Annotated in this window: 10 protein-coding genes; 6 read left to right on the forward strand and 4 right to left on the reverse strand. The window is 63.1% G+C overall.

All coding sequences use genetic code 11. The features are described from left to right. Nucleotides 1–2: 2 nt before the first annotated feature. The 3 genes from A9K68_RS31025 to A9K68_RS31035 all read right to left on the reverse strand — a co-directional run bounded on the left by A9K68_RS31025 (nt 3) and on the right by A9K68_RS31035 (nt 3,796). The gene (locus A9K68_RS31025; protein WP_082982087.1) at nt 3–1,175 is read right to left on the reverse strand and encodes an acyl-CoA dehydrogenase family protein; all 1,173 of its coding nucleotides are present in this window, start codon (nt 1,173–1,175) and stop codon (nt 3–5) included. Between the two features lie 53 nt (nt 1,176–1,228). Further along, nucleotides 1,229–3,025 carry an acyl-CoA dehydrogenase gene (locus tag A9K68_RS31030; protein ID WP_065005852.1) on the reverse strand — a complete coding sequence of 599 codons (1,797 nt, stop codon included), beginning with the start codon at nt 3,023–3,025 and terminating at the stop codon, nt 1,229–1,231. 309 nt (nt 3,026–3,334) lie between these two features. Continuing rightward, on the reverse strand, nt 3,335–3,796 hold the full coding sequence (locus tag A9K68_RS31035) for a MerR family DNA-binding transcriptional regulator (protein WP_082982088.1): 462 nt from the start codon (nt 3,794–3,796) through the stop codon (nt 3,335–3,337). A 477-nt stretch (nt 3,797–4,273) separates the two neighbouring features. Between A9K68_RS31035 and A9K68_RS31040 the strand changes: the two genes are divergently transcribed. The 4 genes from A9K68_RS31040 (at nt 4,274) to A9K68_RS31055 (ending at nt 11,467) form a co-directional block, all read left to right on the forward strand. Beyond that, entirely contained in the window at nt 4,274–8,197 is a 3,924-nt protein-coding gene (locus A9K68_RS31040; RefSeq protein ID WP_065005854.1) for an SEL1-like repeat protein, read from the forward strand. A 192-nt stretch (nt 8,198–8,389) separates the two neighbouring features. Then, entirely contained in the window at nt 8,390–9,313 is a 924-nt protein-coding gene (locus A9K68_RS31045) for a sulfite exporter TauE/SafE family protein (RefSeq protein WP_065005855.1), read from the forward strand. Further along, the gene (locus A9K68_RS31050) at nt 9,313–10,104 is read left to right on the forward strand and encodes a TIGR02186 family protein (RefSeq protein ID WP_029356874.1); all 792 of its coding nucleotides are present in this window, start codon (nt 9,313–9,315) and stop codon (nt 10,102–10,104) included. Before A9K68_RS31045 ends, A9K68_RS31050 begins: the two co-directional genes overlap by 1 nt. Before the next feature lie 106 nt (nt 10,105–10,210). Then, nucleotides 10,211–11,467 carry an Hsp70 family protein gene (locus A9K68_RS31055; RefSeq protein ID WP_065005856.1) on the forward strand — a complete coding sequence of 419 codons (1,257 nt, stop codon included), beginning with the start codon at nt 10,211–10,213 and terminating at the stop codon, nt 11,465–11,467. 6 nt (nt 11,468–11,473) lie between these two features. Here the strand turns inward: A9K68_RS31055 and A9K68_RS31060 are convergent, their stop codons facing one another. After that, on the reverse strand, nt 11,474–12,376 hold the full coding sequence (locus A9K68_RS31060) for a LysR substrate-binding domain-containing protein (RefSeq protein ID WP_065005857.1): 903 nt from the start codon (nt 12,374–12,376) through the stop codon (nt 11,474–11,476). Between the two features lie 277 nt (nt 12,377–12,653). Between A9K68_RS31060 and A9K68_RS31065 the strand changes: the two genes are divergently transcribed. After that, nucleotides 12,654–15,584, forward strand: a complete 2,931-nt coding sequence (locus A9K68_RS31065) for a molybdopterin oxidoreductase family protein (RefSeq protein ID WP_065005858.1) — start codon at nt 12,654–12,656, stop codon at nt 15,582–15,584. Next, a complete protein-coding gene (locus tag A9K68_RS31070) occupies nt 15,581–16,315 on the forward strand; it encodes a 4Fe-4S dicluster domain-containing protein (protein WP_065005859.1) in 735 nt (244 codons plus the stop codon). The genes A9K68_RS31065 and A9K68_RS31070 overlap by 4 nt, the downstream gene beginning before the upstream one ends. Nucleotides 16,316–16,322 lie beyond the last annotated feature (7 nt).

A 16,322-nucleotide genomic window follows, 5' to 3' on the forward strand; every position in this document is an offset into this window, starting at 1 on the left:
GATCAGAGAGAGCGTCCAATCAGCAATTTCATGATCTCGTTGGTGCCGCCGTAGATACGCTGGACGCGAGCGTCGCGGAACATGCGGGCGATCGGATACTCATTCATGTAGCCATAGCCGCCATGCAATTGAAGGCACTCGTCGACGACTTTTCCCTGGAGGTCTGACAGCCAGTATTTGGCCATCGAGGCCGTCGCCGGGTCGAGGCCACCATTGATATGGCGTGTGACGCAGTCGTTGTAGAAGACCCGGCCGATGGTAGCTTCGGTCTTCAGTTCGGCGAGCTTGAACTGGGTATTCTGGAATTCGATAATCGCCTTGCCGAAGGCTTTGCGCTCCTTGACGTAGTCGATGGTCAACGCCAGCGCCCGCTCGATCATGGCGATGGCGCCAGTGCCGATCTGCAGCCGCTCCTGCGGCAATTGCTGCATCAGCTGGACGAAGCCCTGGCCTTCCTCGTGGCCGAGCAGATTGGAGGTCGGCACGCGCATATCGTTGAAGAACAGTTCCGACGTGTCGTTGGCCTTGAGCCCGATCTTGTCAAGGTTGCGGCCACGCTCGAACCCTTCCACCTCGTCGGTCTCGACGACGATCAGCGAAGTGCCCTTGGCGCCCTTCTCCGGATCGGTCTTGGTGACGACTATGATGAAATTGGCGAGCTGGCCGTTGGTGATGAAGGTCTTCGAGCCGTTGAACTTGTACTGGTTGCCATCTTTCTCGGCTCGCGTCTTGACGCTCTGCAGGTCGGAGCCGGCGCCGGGCTCGGTCATGGCGATGGCGCCGATCAGCTCGCCGGTCGCCAGTTTCGGCAGCCATCTCTTCTTCTGCTCCTCCGAGCCATAATGGAGGATATAAGGGGCGACAATCGAATTGTGCAGGCCGATGCCGAAACCGTCGACGCCGACGTGGCCGATCGCCTCGATGATGGCGCTCTCATGCGCGAATGTCCCGCCCGAACCGCCATATTCCTCCGGCATCGAGGCACAGAGCAGACCGGCCGCGCCCGCCTTCAGCCAGCACTCGCGGTCGACCATCTCGTTCTTCTCGAACTCGTCATAGCGCGGCGCGATCTCTTCCGACATGAAGCGGTGCGCCATGTCGTAGAGCATGCCGACCTCGTCTGCCGCCCAGGCGGGTTTGGGCAAAGCAAGCACTTCGGCGGGATTTGTCGCCACGATTTCCTCCGCGTATCGACAGGTTAAGGCCGGCTGTACCGACGCTGTCGAGCTTAGAACGCTTCCGCCGGCAGTGCCATCAATGTCTCGGCGCCGCTGGAGATGCGGGCGAGATGCGCCGACGTCTCCGGCATAATCCGCTCCATGAAGAAGCGCGCCGTCACCAGCTTGCTGTCGTAGAAGGTCGAAGCCCCATTGGCGCCATTCGCCAATTTCGCCCCGGCTGCCTTGGCCATCTGCGCCCACATGTAGCCCAGCGCCACCAGGCCGAAGAGATGCATGTAGTCGGTCGAGGCGGCGCCGGCGTTGTCGGGCTTGGCCATGCCGTTCTGCATCAGCCACATCGTCGCCGCCTGCAGATCGTTGAGGCCCTTCTTCAGCGCCTTGGTGAAAAGCGCCATCTTCTCGTCGGTGCGGTTCTCCTCGCAGAATTCGCCGACCTCCTTGAAGAAGGCCTGCACGGCGCGGCCGCCATTCAAAGCCAGCTTGCGGCCGACGAGGTCGAGTGCCTGGATGCCGTTGGCGCCTTCGTAAATCATGGCGATGCGGGCATCGCGCACGAACTGGCTCATGCCGTGCTCTTCGATGTAGCCGTGGCCGCCGAACACTTGCTGCGCCATCACCGCATGGTCGAAACCCTTGTCGGTGAGCACGCCCTTGACCACCGGCGTCATCAGGCCGGTGTAGTCGTCGGCAGCCTGGCGGTCCTTGTCGTCACTGGCACGGTGAGCGATGTCCGACTTGATCGCCGTCCACAGCGCCAGCGCGCGGCCGGCCTCGTTGAAGGCCTTCATGGTCATCAGGCTGCGGCGGATGTCGGGATGGACGATGATCGGATCGGCTTTCTTGTCCGGCGCCTTCGGCCCGGACAACGAGCGACCCTGCAGGCGATCCTTGGCATAGGACACAGCGTTCTGGTAGGCGACCTCCGACAGAGAAAGCCCTTGCAGGCCGACGCCGAGCCGGGCCTCGTTCATCATCGTGAACATGGCCTTCAGCCCTCCATTGGCCTCGCCGAGCAGCGCGCCTTGCGCCTCGTCATAGTTCATGACGCAGGTCGAATTGCCATGGATGCCCATCTTCTCCTCGATCGAGCCGCAGGACACGGTGTTCTTCTCGCCAGGATTGCCTGATGCATCGAGCTTGAGCTTCGGCACGATGAACAGCGAAATGCCCTTCACGCCTTCCGGTGCGCCCTCGATGCGGGCCAGAACGAGGTGGACGATGTTGTCCGACATGTCGTGCTCGCCGGCCGATATGAATATCTTCTGGCCTGAGATCCTGTAGGTACCGTCGCCATTGGGAACCGCCTTAGTGCGCAGCAGGCCGAGATCGGTGCCGCAATGCGGCTCGGTCAGGTTCATGGTGCCTGTCCAGGCGCCCTCGACCAGCTTCGGCAGCCAGATCGCCTTCTGCTCGTCGGTGCCGTGAGTAATGATCGCCGCGATCGCGCCCTGCGTCAGGCCGGGATACATCATCAGCGACATGTTGGCCGAAACCATATATTCGGAAACAGCAGTATGCACCGCGTAAGGCAGACCCTGGCCGCCAAATTCGACGGGTGCGGCCAGTCCCATCCAGCCGCCATCGCGATACTGGTCGAAGGCCTCCTTGAAGCCTTTCGGGGTACTCACCGAGCCATTGTCATGGCGCGCGCAACCTTCCATGTCACCGACGCGGTTCAGCGGCTGCATGACGTTTTCGGCGAGCTTGGCGCCCTCGGCGAGGATGGCCTCGACCACATCCGGCGTCGCGTCGGAAAATCCGGGAAGGTTGGAATAGCGTTGGTAGCCCAGTACCTCGTTCAACACAAACAGTGTGTCCTGGACCGGCGCCCTGTAGATCGGCATGCGTTTCCTCCACCATGCGGCCTTGGCCCCGAAATCAAGCCCCAAGATGAAGTCAGGGACAGCATGCGGACCAATGTTCAGGTCGGGGATAGCAAAAGTTGACGTTTGCGTAAACGTCAATTTTTTGATGCGACAAATTTTCCCGAAGTCTCACCCGTGAGCGTAGCGGCGCTACACCGTTGAAGCCAGTGCGGAACAGATTGAAATGTAATCCTCCCGACGCAGCCGGAAGACAGAAAGAGCCGCGCGGCCAAGGCCACACGGCTCTCATTCGTCAGAAGCCCGGTCACCGGATCCGGCGAGATCGAATTATCCGGCGACGCTGGCCTGCGGCGCCGCACGTTCGCTCAGCATCTGACGCACCGCCGCCATCGAGTTGCTCAATTCGTTGATGGCATCGTCGATCAGCGCCCGCTGCTTCTGCAGACGGGCAAGCTGCTTCTGCGACTTGTCGAGCGCCAGTCGCAACTGCTTGGTGTTAGAGCCTGTCGGGTCATACAGATCCATCATCTGCTTGACGTCGCGCAGTGAGAATCCGACCTTGCGGCCGAGCAGGATCAGCTTCAGCCGCGCCTTGTCGCGGCGCGTGTAGAGACGGGTCGAGCCGTCGCGCTGCGGATTGAGAAGGCCCTTGTCCTCATAGAAACGCAGCGTGCGCAGCGTTACTCCGTATTTCTTGGCCATTTCGCCGATGCGGACAAGATCCTCGCCGGCTTTATCAGACATGTCATTAGTATTGGCCGCGGCTGCGCCGGGCGAAACGAGTTTCATGGTCACTGGCTTTCCCCATCTGGTGGCGTCGCAGTCCCGGACCTTGCGTCGCCTGAGTGGAAGCGGGGGCGTGCTTCCACTCGTGGTTTCAACAAACAAATCGCAAAGGGCACAGTCTGTGCACCCTTACGTTTACGTCAATTCTATACCGATAGCCGCCTCACGAAGCAAGGGCGTTGTGGGGAGGAACTTTTTGCCGCATCCGCCAGCGCATGGCCCGGTGGCGCTTTGGGCGGCCCGCCAACACGTTGTAACTTCTTAAGCTTAGTTAACGCGTTGTTTACCACGTTGGGCGAAATGTGCGCATGTCGGTTACCCGTGTTTATCCTGTAGCGAATTTTTCACGGTTTTTCGGAGCGCGGGTGAAACCCGGGAAGTTGGTCTTCCGCCGCAGCAAAGCCGCGCGGCCGCCTTCGTTTCCGGCAGGACTTTGGGACACTGGTCATAAGCCAGCAGTAATTCTGAACGGGCGCATCGATGAACAGCAAGCGGTCCTATCTCGATACACTCAACGCCGGCAGGCAGCGCAGGCCGCACACCACGCTTGAACAGCTCAACCGTTCCCTGGAAACGCTGGAGCAGCGGCTGGAGCGGACGCGCGAGGACATGAGCGAGCGTCTCGATCCGCGCCGGCCGAGCGCGGAGCCGCGCTATGCCAGCGCCCGACCCTATGAGGATCCGCGCCTCGCACAGCCGCCGAAAAGCCCGGCGCCGGCTGGCTTCGACCAAAGTTACCAGGCCATCGCCCGCGATATCGACCGCGTGCGCGGCCAAGAAGACGGCGTCGCCGTGGTCGGCAAGATCGCCGGCGAATTGCGCGGTCTGCGCGAGGAACTGCGCCACCAGATGACCGCCGGCCTGCAGCGCGAATTCGAAGCGCTGCGCAAGGACATCGAGCGGGCTTTCCAGGCAAGCGCCCAGCCGGGTGGCCAATCGGGGGGCGGCAAAGGCAGCGCCGAACTCGGCGTCGAGTTCGAGCGGCTTTCCAGCGCCATCCAGACCCTTGCCGAAAAGAGCGACGACAGAAGCGTCAACATGCTCCGGCTCGAGCTGGAGCAGGTCAAGGCCGCGCTCGACACGTTGGCGCGCGAGGAGAGCGTGCAGGCGGTCGGCCGCCGCTGGGACGATTTCGACCGCCGCTGGACCGCGTTCGAGGATCGTGTCGATGCCGATCAGCGCAAGCGGTCGGACGCACCCGGTCTTTCGATGCTGACCGACCGGCTCGAACAGATCAGCAATGCCGTCAACAATTTGCCGGAATCACTGTCGCTGCGGTCGCTCGAAGAAAAGGTCCGCACGCTTGCCGGTGCGGTAGATCATTTCGCCAGGCAGCAGGACAATCGCGGCAGCAGCACATTCGGTATGATCGACGAGCGGCTGGACGAGATTTCCCGCGCTATCGTCGCATCCACCGTCGCCGCGCAGGCCAATTCATTCGACCCCGAGCCCTTCGAACGAATCGAGAAGCGAATCGCCTCGCTTGCCCAGCAGATCGAGGAAGTCACGCAAGTTCACCCCAGCGGCGAGGTTATCGACCGCCTCAACATGCTGTCGAGCCGGGTCGACGATCTTGCCGGCCGGGCCAATTTGCCGGAGCAGGCGATGGAGCGTCTCGACAAGCAGATCGCGCTCATTGCCGACAAGATCGACAGGGCGCCTGCCATGCCGGATGCCGACTACATCTTCCAGGGGCTGGAGCAACGTTTCGACGTGCTGTCCGGCATGATAGAGCGCCGCCAAGGCGACGCGATCGAACAAGGCAACATGCTGTTTCGTGATCTCGAGCGCCGGCTGGACGAAGTCGTCGACAGGCTGGACCAACGTGTGCCGCAGATCGACGGGGCCGGCATCATGGACGCCATCGACGCCCGCTTCAGCGCGCTGGCCCAGCGCATGGAAACGCGCGTTCGCGATTCCGCAAGCGAAGCGGCGATCCGTGGCCTGGAAGGCCGCCTCGAAGATATTTCAAGCCGGCTGGATTCATCCGCGGCACAAGTCGCCGGCATCGACCCGGCCCTGATCCGCAGCTTGGAGGCGCAAGTCGCGGGTCTGTCGGCGCATCTTTCGAAGCCCGGCACGCCACTGCCGGAATTCGAGGACATCAGCCCTCGTCTCAACGAAATCGAGAAGTCGCTGGCTGGCACCCGCGATTCCATCCTCAGCGCGGCGCGCGAGGCCGCCGAGAGCGCCGTCCGTTCGCTGGCCGGCTCCAGTGCCAACACGGCCGCCGTCTCTGGCCTCGCCCAGGATCTGAAGACGCTCGAAGCACTGACGCGCCGTTCCGACGAGCGCAATTCGAGGACCTTCGAGGCCATTCACGACACGCTGCTCAAGATCGTCGACCGACTGGGCTCGCTGGAAACCGGCGAGGCGACCGAAGCCGCGAGCGAGTTCACGCAGCCTGCTGCGCCGGTGCGCGCGCGGGCGGCACGAGCCTCCAAGATCACGGTCCAGGACGCGCCGTCCATGGATATCGACCAGCCATTACCGCTGACTGGAGACATGGCCGACCTTGACAGCCGTGCCAATGCTATCATGCGCAATGAGCCAGACCCGCGCACGCCGGCCGAAGCCGCTGCGGCCGCGGCCATGGCGGCGCTTGGTGCGGATACGGTGACGGAGAAAAGTGAGCAGCCCGCTGGCCGGAAGTCGATGTTCGGCGGACTGGCGCGCGCCTTCAAGGGTAAGAAGGAGGCAGACGTTCCACCGCTTGCCGGCTTGGCGCCTGATGTCGAGATACCGAGCGCCGATCTCGACGAGCCGCTGGATCCGAAGGTTGCCAACCGGCCGCTGGAGCCCGGCTCGGGCCCCCCCGACCTCAACGCCATCATGAAACGCGTGCGCGACGAACGCGGACCGCCGGTCAGGGCCGGCAATGCCGATGCATCGAAATCCGACTTCATCGCCGCAGCCAGACGCGCGGCGCAAGCGGCCGCTGCCGAGGCCGACGCTCTCAAGCGGCAATCGACGATGAGCGGCCCGGTGAAGGCGCTCAGGATCGGCGACCTGCTCAAGGCGCGGCGCAAGCCGATCCTGATGGCGGCCGCCGCAGTCATGCTAGCGCTCGCCGGCTTACAATTGGGCAAGGCCTTCTTCTCGGATCCCGTTGAAATAGCCAGCAATGATGCGGCGCCGGTCGTGTCCGCGCAGCCGGCGGAAACCGTGTCGGCCGGTACCGCCAGCGAGCCGAAGACGGATGCGCAAACTGCAGCACAGGACAGCGCGCCGGCTCGTGCCGTCCGGCAAGCAGAACCGTCCGAATCGATAGCCGAGGACGACATGCCGGCACCGGCCGCTCGCGCCGCGCTGTCGGACGCCGGAACGACGATGGGCACCGCACCCGAGGCTGAACCCGTTCCTGCGCCCATGACACCAACGGCGCCGCCCGATCCGGCGGCGGCGAACGTGACAGCCTTGGCACCTGCGGGCCCGACGGCTGCGGACACCGAGCCAATGGCCACAGCGCGGGCCGCCACGCCCGCGACCCAAGAGATGACCGGCACGGTCACACCTGCGGATGCTTCGACAGCGGCGGCCACTGCCAACATCGACATCCCAGCCGATGCCGGCTCAGCTGCCTTGCGTGATGCAGCGGCCGGCGGCGACGCCAAGGCGTTGTTCGAGATCGGCTCGCGCTACGCCGAATCGCGCGGCGTCAAGCAAGACATGGCGGCGGCCGCCAAATGGTACGAGAAATCAGCCGAACTCGGCTTCGCACCGGCGGAATACCGGATCGGCAACTTCTATGAGAAAGGCACAGGGGTCGCGCGCGACGTCAAGAAGGCGAAGACCTGGTACCAGCTCGCCGCGGCTCAGGGCAACGCCAGCGCCATGCACAATCTCGCCGTGCTCTTTGCCATGGCTGCGGACGGAGTGACCGACAATGAATCCGCCGCGCACTGGTTCCAGGCCGCCGCCGAGCTCGGCGTCAAGGACAGCCAGTTCAATCTCGGCATCCTGGCGGCGAAGGGCGTCGGCATGAAGCAGAATCTCGAAGAATCCTACAAATGGTTCTCACTCGTCGCCAAGACCGGCGACAAGGATGCGGCGGCAAAGCGCGACGAGATCGCCAAGGCGCTCAGGCCCGAGCAGCTCGAACGCGCACGCGCCGCCGCCGAACTGTGGAAGGCAGAGCCGATCGATCCTGCGGCCAATTCGGCCGACATTCCCGAATCATGGCAGGACGGTACGCCGCAGACGACCGCCAGCGTCGACATGAAGAAGGTCGTTCAGAATATCCAGCGCATTCTCAACAAGAACGGCTATGAGGCCGGCAATGCCGACGGCGTGATGGGCCAGAAAACAAAGGATGCCATCATGGCTTTCCAGACCGACAACGACCTGCAGGCGACGGGCGCGGTCGACGAAAAACTGGTCAAGGCGCTGCTTGCGCGCAAATAACGTCAGATGCGTCGTTTCCGCGACGCCGTTGCCACACATTTGCCTGTTAACTGATTGAGTTGTTTTTTGTTTCGGCGGCGTGGCGAGGTTTGACTTCGCCGCCCGGTCGGCGCAAGAACGAGATAGGCTTTTTGGCGCGAAATGCCCGCAACGGTTGCATTCGCCGAGAGGCAAACTGATCGAGACTGACGGGTGGGCATCTATCTCCCGATCGCGGAACTTTCCGTCAACATTTTCGTGCTGCTGGCCATGGGCGCGGCAGTGGGCTTCCTGTCGGGCATGTTCGGAGTGGGCGGCGGCTTCCTCATAACGCCGCTGCTGATCTTCTACAACATACCGCCGGCGATCGCGGTCGCCACCGGCGCCAACCAAGTCATCGCCTCCTCCTTCTCCGGCGCATTGTCGCATGTGAAGCGCGGCACGCTCGACTTCAAGCTCGGCGGTGTGCTTTTGGCAGGCGGCATCGTCGGCTCAACCGGCGGCATCTTTGTCTTTGGTTTCTTGCGCCGACTCGGCCAGCTCGACCTGTTCATCTCCCTGCTCTATGTCGTGCTGCTTGGCACCGTCGGCGGGCTGATGCTGGTCGAGAGCGTCAATGCGCTGCGCGCCACCCGCAGCGGCGCGGCACCGGTGCTAAAGAAATCCGGCCAGCACAACTGGATCCACCGCTTGCCGCTGAAAATGCGGTTCAGGGCCTCAAAGCTTTTCGTCAGCGTCATCCCGGTGCTCGGCCTCGGCGCTGGCATCGGCTTCCTGTCGTCGATCATGGGCGTCGGCGGCGGTTTCATCATGGTACCGGCGCTGATCTATCTCTTGAAAGTGCCGACCAACGTCGTCATCGGCACGTCGCTATTCCAGATCATCTTCACCTCGGCCTACACGACGCTGGTCCACGCCGCCACCAACCAGACAGTAGACGTTATGCTCGCCTTCCTGTTGATGGCGGGCGGCGTCGCCGGCGCGCAATACGGCGCCAAGGCCGGCCAAAGGCTGCGTGGCGAGCAGCTCAGGGCGCTGCTGGCATTGCTGGTGCTGGCGGTCGCAATCCGGCTCGCGATCGATCTGTTCGTGACGCCGCCCAACCTCTATTCCCTGTCCGGCGTGGATCCGACCTGATGGCGGGCTTGAGGGCGTTCTTGGTCGTTGCCTCGCTGTCGCTGTTGGCAGTCGCGTCACCCGGAAAAGCGCAGACGCCAGCTACCGAAAATATCCAGATCGGCCTGTCCACCGACCATGTCTCGATCACCGCCGGCTTTTCCGGCGCCGATCTCACCATCTTCGGCTCATTGGAAAATGCCGACCCGCTTGTCGCGCGCCAGGGGCGCTACGACATCATCGTCGTGCTTGAGGGTCCGGCCCGGCCGGTCGTCGTGCGCCGTAAGGACCGGGTGCTCGGCATCTGGATCAATCTGGAGTCCGAGACCTTCGAGAATGTGCCGGTGTCCTATTCGGTGGCGACGACGCGCCCGCTACAGGACGTCACCGACCCCAACAGCTACAAGCAACTGTCGCTCGGCGCCGCCAACATCTACATGCAGCCGGCCGACGATGGCGACAGTCCAGCGACAATCCAGGAATTCACCGCGGCGCTGCGCGAGCGCAAAACGGCGACCGGCCTCTACAGCGAGAACGTTGGCGGCGTGCAGTTCCTGTCGCAGAACCTGTTTCGCGCCACCGTCAGGCTCGCCCCCAACGTTCCAGTCGGCACCCACAAGGCCCGTGCGTTTCTGTTCAAGAGCGGCCTGTTCATCAAGGAAAGCTCCGCCCAGCTCGAAATCCGCAAGTCCGGTTTCGAACAGTCGATCTTCCGCGTCGCCCACGATTATTCCTTCCTCTACGGCGTCTTCGCCGTGTCGCTAGCCATGCTGACAGGCTGGCTCGGAAGACTGGTCTTCCGAAAGGACTAGGCCTCTTCCGAAAGGTGGTTCCCCTTTTGGGGTTCATGGGTTAGACCGCGACCCCGGCCCGACTGGACACGAGCTGTCGCTCCCACATCAGAATACAGGACTTACGATGCGATCAGCATTCGGCGGTATCGACTTCGGCACTTCGAATTCCACCGTGGGCGTGGTCAGGAACGGGCAGCCGCGGCTGGTGGCGCTGGAAGACGGCGAAGTGACGCTGCCGAGCGCCGTATTCTTCAACTTCGAGGACAACCGCAACTATTTCGGGCGCCGCGCCATCGCGAACTATACCGACAGCATCGAAGGTCGCCTGATGCGCTCGCTGAAGAGCGTGCTCGGCAGTTCACTTGTCCATGAAAAGACGCGGATCAAGGCCCGATCGATCGCCTTTACCGAGATCATCGGTCTGTTCGTCGGCCATCTCAGGAAAAAGCTGGAGGACAATGCCGGCCATACGGTCGAGAGCGTGGTGCTCGGTCGTCCCGTGCAGTTCGTCGACGATGATGCCGAGGCCGATGCCAAGGCTGAAGGTGAACTCGAGAACGCGGCACGCGCCCAGGGCTTCAAGCATATCGCCTTTCAGTTCGAGCCGATCGCTGCGGCGCTCGATTACGAGCAGAAGGTCACGCGGGAAGAACTGGCGCTGATCGTCGACATGGGTGGCGGCACATCCGACTTCTCGATCGTGCGGGTGTCGCCGCAGCGCGCCCGCTCCCTCGATCGCAAAGACGACATTCTGGCGAGCCGAGGCATCCACATCGGCGGCACCGACTTCGACCGGCTGTTGAGCATCACCCATGTAATGCCGCAGCTCGGCTACCTCTCGCCGACCAAGGACGGCAAGCGCAACTTGCCGGCCAGCTACTTCATCGACCTGGCGACATGGCAGCGCATCAATCTGGTCTACACCCCGAAGGCGATGACGCATCTGCGCCAGATCCGCTACGAGGCGGAACGCGCCGACCTGGTCGACCGTTTCATCCATATCGTCGAGCATCGTTACGGGCACGCGCTGGCTGCTTTGGTTGAAAATGCCAAGATCGCGCTGACGGAGCAACTTTCTGGTGATGTCGTAGTCGCGCTGCCCGGTGCGAAGTTCGCGGCAGAAATTTCGCGCGCCGGGCTCGAAGCCACGATCGTTAGCGAGATCGAACGAGTGGCGGCGACGGTTGGTGAGACCATCCGGGACTCGCAGGTGAAACCTTCCGACATCACCGCGGTGTTCTTGACCGGCGGATCGACCGCCATCCCGCTGGCAAGGCAGCAGATATTAGCCTTGTTGCCGCAGGCGTCCGTCATCCAAGGTGACATGTTCGGCTCGGTCGGGCTTGGGCTGGCGCTCGACGCGCAGCGGAAATTCGGCTGACCCGGCTTATTCCCGGACGGTTTCGTCGGCCCTCGCGCTCAGATGCACCTTGAGTGCCATCTGGGCCAGGCTTGCCTGCCGGTCACGATGCGTGATCATCGCGAAATCGCGCTTCGGCAGTTCGATTGGCACGGACCGCAAGCTGCCTTCGGCAACGGCTCGTTCGACGACGAGCCTCGAAATGATGGTGGCGCCGGCGCCGGCCTCGACCACCTGACGAACCGCCTCGTTGCTCGGCAGTACTAGGAATATCCGCAGGTCCGCGAACGAGATCCCTTCGCGGCGGGCAAGATCTTCCAGCACCTCGCGCGTGCCTGATCCGCCTTCCCTGATGATCCAGCGGAACTCCCTGATATCCGGATGCCCGCGCGAGACTTCAACGATCTCGGGATGCGAATGCGCCACGACCAGCATCAGTCGATCCACATCGACCTTGGCGCGCCGCAATATGTCGGATTCAGTGCGCCCCTCGACCAAGCCAAAATCCGCCGTACCGTCCAGGACATTGGTCTCGACCTGCCTGGTGTTGCCGATGGTCACGCTCAGCCTGACGGCGGGATAGGCCTCGTGGAAGGAGGCCAGGCGGCGCGGCAGCCAGTAGCTGGCAATAGTTTGGCTGGCGGCGATCGAAAGGCTGCCGGTGATCGTCTGGGAAACGTGCTCCAGCACATTGTGAGCGGCCGCCGCCCGCTCGAGCACGGCCTTGGCCTCAGGCAAGAACCGGTGCCCGGTCTGCGCGAGCTCGATGTTGCGGCCGACCCGGTTGAACAGCCGGACGCCGTGCTGCTGTTCGAGCGAGCGGATGGCGGCCGACGCCGCCGACTGGGAAATGCCCAGCAGCTCGGCCGCCTTGGTCATATGCCCTCGCTCGGCGACAGCAACGAAGATCCGCAATTGGTCTAGGGTCATGAGAGAATTAAGAAACAAATTCGATTGAAGTTACAAGAGCAACTTGTTAGACGGATCGATTGCTTTGTTCTAAGTTTCTGAAAGAAATTGGAAAAATATCGCGGCCAAGCCGCAAAGGGTAGAATGTGATCGGGCGGTTAAAATCCCTGTTTGCCCATTGGACCCGCAGCCTACGGCGCCGGCTTGCCGGCGATCGCTATCATCCGGAAGAGCACTACATGCGCGGCCCCGGGCCGAAGACGAGAGCCAAATTCACGGCTTACAAAAGCACCGGATCATGAACCACCGAACGCTGCGCGGCGCCAATTCCGCACCGTCCCAACGGCCCCTTGCCGACACACGCGCGCCCGACGAGGGCGATGGCGTCGATACTTCGCCCGATGTCTCCGACAGCATCGCCAAGACCACCTGCTACATGTGCGCCTGCCGCTGCGGCATCGACGTCCACATCAAGGACGGCAAGGTCCGCTACATCAACGGCAACAAGGACCATCCGGTCAATCGCGGCGTGCTGTGCGGCAAGGGCAGCGCCGGGATCATGCAGCACTACAGTCCGGCCCGGTTGAAGAAGCCATTGCTGCGCACAGGTCCGCGCGGCTCGGGAGAATTCCGTGAGATCGAGTGGGAGGAAGCATTTTCCATCGCGACGGAACGGCTTTCGAGGATACGCCAGACCGATCCGAAGAAACTCGCCTTCTTCACCGGGCGCGATCAGTCGCAATCCTTGACCGGCTGGTGGGCGAGCCAGTTCGGCACGCCGAATTTCGCCGCCCATGGCGGCTTCTGCTCGGTCAATATGGCGGCCGGCGGGCTCTATACCATCGGCGGCTCATTCTGGGAGTTCGGCGAACCCGACTGGGACAACACCAGATACTTCATGCTGTTCGGCGTGGCCGAAGACCATGATTCCAATCCGATCAAGATCGGTCTCGGCAAGCTCAAGGGGCGCGGCGCCAAGGTGGTCTCGATCAACCCGTGCCGCACCGGCTACAACGCCATCGCCGATGACTGGATCGGCATCCGGCCCGGCACCGACGGCCTGTTCGTGTTTGCCCTCGTCCACGAATTGCTGAAGGCCGGCCGCGTCGACCTCGATTATTTGCTGCGTTACACCAACGCCCATGTCCTCGTCATCCAGGAGTCGGGTGCGGCCGATGACGGGCTGTTCGCGCGCGACAGTGACGGCGATCCGCTGGCCTGGGACAGGGCGGCGAAAGTGCCCATCAGCGCCACCGACACTGATGCAAAACCGGCGCTGACCGGCAACTTCCAGGTCGACGGCCACCGCTGCGTGCCGGTCTTTCAGCTCATCGCCGACCGCTATCTGCAGGAGAGCTATTCTCCCGATGCGGTTGCCGAACGCTGCGGCGTTCCCGCCGACACCATCCGCCGGATCGCCGCCGAACTGGCGCATGTCGCTTTCGACCAGGCGATCGAACTGCCGGTGGCGTGGACGGACTGGGCCGGTCGCCGGCACGAGACGATCAAGGGCCGGCCAGTGTCGATGCACGCGATGCGCGGCATCTCGGCCCATTCGAACGGCTTTCACTCTTGCCGCGCCATTCATCTGCTTCAGGTGCTTCTCGGCACAGTGGACGTGCCGGGCGGCTTTCGCTTCAAGCCGCCCTACCCCCGCTCGGCGCCGCCGGAGCTGAAGCCGGCGGGCAAGGACGTCAGGCCGATGACGCCGCTGGAGGGCATGCCGCTCGGCTTCGTCTGCGGGCCGGACGATCTGCTGGTCGATGATGACGGCGCGCCCATCCGTATCGACAAGGCTTACTCCTGGGACTCGCCGCTCGCCGCGCATGGACTCATGCACACCGTCATCCGCAACGCCTGGGCCGGCGATCCCTACAAGATCGATACGCTGATGATGTACATGTCCAACATGGCCTGGAACTCGTCGATGAACACCGTCGAGACCATCGCCATGCTGACCGACAGCGACGAGGCCGGAAACTACAAGATCCCCTTCATCATCTATTCCGACGCCTATTATTCCGAGACCGTGCCGTTCGCCGATCTCGTGCTTCCCGACACCACCTATCTCGAAAGGCATGACTGCATCAGCCTGCTCGACCGGCCGATCAGCCATGCCGACGGCCCGGGCGACGCCATCCGCCATCCCGTCGTCGAGCCGGACCGCGACGTCAGGCCATTCCAGTCGGTGCTGATAGAGCTCGGCGCGCGGCTCGGCTTGCCCGGCTTCGTCGACGACGACGGCTCGGCCAAATACCGCGACTATGCCGATTACATCGTCAATCATGAGCGCTCGCCGGGCATCGGCCCGCTCGCCGGCTGGCGCGGCAAGGACGGCGCCTCGATCGGTAAGGGCGAGGCCAATCCCGACCAGCTTCAGCGCTACATCGACAATGGCGGCTTCTGGCACCATGATTTTGCGGACGACCAGCGCTACTACAAGATGGCCAACCGCTCCTATCTTGATTTCGCCGAGAATATGGGCTTTATCCCGAAGGCCGAGCCGATCGTCTTCCAGCTCTATTCCGAGCCGATGCAGCGCTTTCGCCTCGCCGCGCGCGGCCATGGGAGGGTGCGGCCGCCGGAGGCAGAGCGCAGCCGCATCGAGACCTATATGGATCCGCTGCCGTTCTGGTATGCGCCCTTCGAGGAGGCCGCTGTCGACCTCGAGAAATACCCGCTGCACGCGCTGACACAGCGGCCGATGCATATGTACCACTCCTGGGGTTCGCAGAACGCGTGGCTGCGGCAGATCACCAGCCAGAACCGGCTGTTCGTGCACAACCGGACCGCGGCCGGCCTCGGCCTTGCCGATGAGGACTGGGTGTGGATCGAGAGCATCAACGGCAGGGTCAAGGGGCAGATCAAGCTGGTCGACGGCGTCAACCCGGATACGGTGTGGACCTGGAACGCGATCGGCAAACGGCGCGGCAGCTGGGGGCTGAAGGACGACGCCGCCGAATCGAATCGCGGCTTCCTGCTCAACCATATCATCGGCGACCAGACCTCCGCCGATGCGAACGGCAAGCGCTATTCGAATTCCGATCCGGTGACCGGCCAGGCGGCATGGTTCGACCTGCGCGTCCGCATCGTCAAATGCGCTGAAGAAGCAGGCTTCACCGAGCCGCAGTTCGAGCGCTTCCGGCAGCCGCCGCATTTCGAACCCTCGGCTGACAAGCTCAGTTTCGGGGCCGAGTTCCGCCGGGAAAGAGAGGCTGCCAGACCATGACCTGCCTTCCCGCCCATACCGACAAGAAGCTCGGCCTGGTCATCGATCTCGACATCTGCGTCGGTTGCCAGGCCTGCGTCACCGCCTGCAAGGAATGGAACACCGGCGGTCACATGGCGCCGCTGACCGACATCGATCCCTATGGCGGCGATGTCGACGGGGTCTGGTTCAACCGCGTGCACAGCTATGAGCACATAACGGAGATGGGTGGGCGCACGGTCAATTTCCCACGCTCCTGCCTGCATTGCGAGACACCGGCCTGTGTCACCGTCTGCCCGACCGGCGCCTCCTACAAACGGGCCTCGGACGGCATCGTGCTGGTCGACGAGGACAAGTGCATCGGCTGCAAATTATGCAGCTGGGCCTGCCCCTATGGCGCGCGAGAATTCGACACCGATGTTGGCGTGATGAAGAAATGCACGCTGTGCGTCGACCGCATCTACAACGACAATCTGGCGGAAGAAGACCGTGTGCCGGCCTGCGTCGCCGCCTGCCCGACCAGCGCGCGGCATTTCGGCGATCTCGGCGACCCGGCATCGGCCGTGTCGCAGCTGGTGGCCGAGCGCGGCGGCGTCGACCTGATGCCCGAACTCGGCTATCACCCGACCAACAAATATTTGCCGCCGCGCGCCCATACCACACGCGCCGCATCGGTGCCGGCGCCGGCGCTCGAAGCGGTGCGGGCCAAGGGCGGTTTCCTCGGCTGGGTCGACCGCATGCTTTCGAACTGATCCGCAC

Source organism: Mesorhizobium sp. AA22 (assembly GCF_001672375.2).
GTDB classification, from domain to species: Bacteria; Pseudomonadota; Alphaproteobacteria; order Rhizobiales; family Rhizobiaceae; genus Mesorhizobium; species Mesorhizobium wenxiniae.

Excerpts from the sequence above, each read along its gene's own strand:
- A9K68_RS31030 (WP_065005852.1), bottom strand. The coding sequence starts at position 3,025 with ATGCCGATCTACAGGGCGCCGGTCCAGGACACACTGTTTGTGTTGAAC.
- A9K68_RS31065 (WP_065005858.1), top strand. The coding sequence starts at position 12,654 with ATGAACCACCGAACGCTGCGCGGCGCCAATTCCGCACCGTCCCAACGG.
- A9K68_RS31070 (WP_065005859.1), top strand. The coding sequence starts at position 15,581 with ATGACCTGCCTTCCCGCCCATACCGACAAGAAGCTCGGCCTGGTCATC.
- A9K68_RS31050 (WP_029356874.1), top strand. The coding sequence starts at position 9,313 with ATGGCGGGCTTGAGGGCGTTCTTGGTCGTTGCCTCGCTGTCGCTGTTG.
- A9K68_RS31040 (WP_065005854.1), top strand. The coding sequence starts at position 4,274 with ATGAACAGCAAGCGGTCCTATCTCGATACACTCAACGCCGGCAGGCAG.
- A9K68_RS31060 (WP_065005857.1), bottom strand. The coding sequence starts at position 12,376 with ATGACCCTAGACCAATTGCGGATCTTCGTTGCTGTCGCCGAGCGAGGG.
- A9K68_RS31035 (WP_082982088.1), bottom strand. The coding sequence starts at position 3,796 with ATGAAACTCGTTTCGCCCGGCGCAGCCGCGGCCAATACTAATGACATG.
- A9K68_RS31055 (WP_065005856.1), top strand. The coding sequence starts at position 10,211 with ATGCGATCAGCATTCGGCGGTATCGACTTCGGCACTTCGAATTCCACC.